This window comes from Actinocorallia lasiicapitis (genome assembly GCF_054778695.1).
Map to the genome: position 1 here is coordinate 1 of NZ_BAAGZI010000928.1, position 531 is coordinate 531.

General features: G+C 75.1%; 1 protein-coding gene. It reads right to left on the reverse strand.

Annotation, left to right across the window (positions count from 1 at the left end):
- Positions 1-531: carbohydrate kinase family protein (locus ACYVE7_RS35545; RefSeq protein ID WP_460371113.1), on the reverse strand; the 531-nt coding region annotated here is incomplete at both ends.

The window sequence follows — 531 nt, forward strand, 5'->3', positions numbered from 1 at the left end:
CCGAGCCGAGCTTCACCGCGGCGAGCCCGTAGCGGCGGCCGAGGGCGACCGCCGCCCCTTCGGGGGTCTGCTCGCCGGTCAGCATCAGCGCCTCGTCGAGGTTCGGCAGGATGACGTCGGCGCCCTCGGTCGCCGCGACGAACACCTCGGGCCCCAGCTCCTTCAGGAAGCCGATCGAGGCCGGATCGACGCTGACGGTCAGCCCGAACGCGCGCGCCCGCTCCGTGGCGAGGGCGGCCAGGGCACGGCCCGCGAGGGTGAACAGCAGATACCCCGACAGGTGCAGATGGCCGACCCCGTCGAGGAGGGAGTCGTCCCAGTCGTCCGGGGTGAGGAGCGCGCCGGCGCCGCGCTGGGCGAGCATGGTCCGCTCCCCCGACTCCTCGACCATCACCACGATCGTCGCGGTCGGATGGTCGGGCCGCACCCGCAGCACAGGGCTGACGCCCGAGGCCGCGAGCTGGTCGTGGTGCCAGGCGCCGGTGTCGGCGCCGACGCTCGCCAGCAGCCGGACCCGCGCCCCCAGCCACG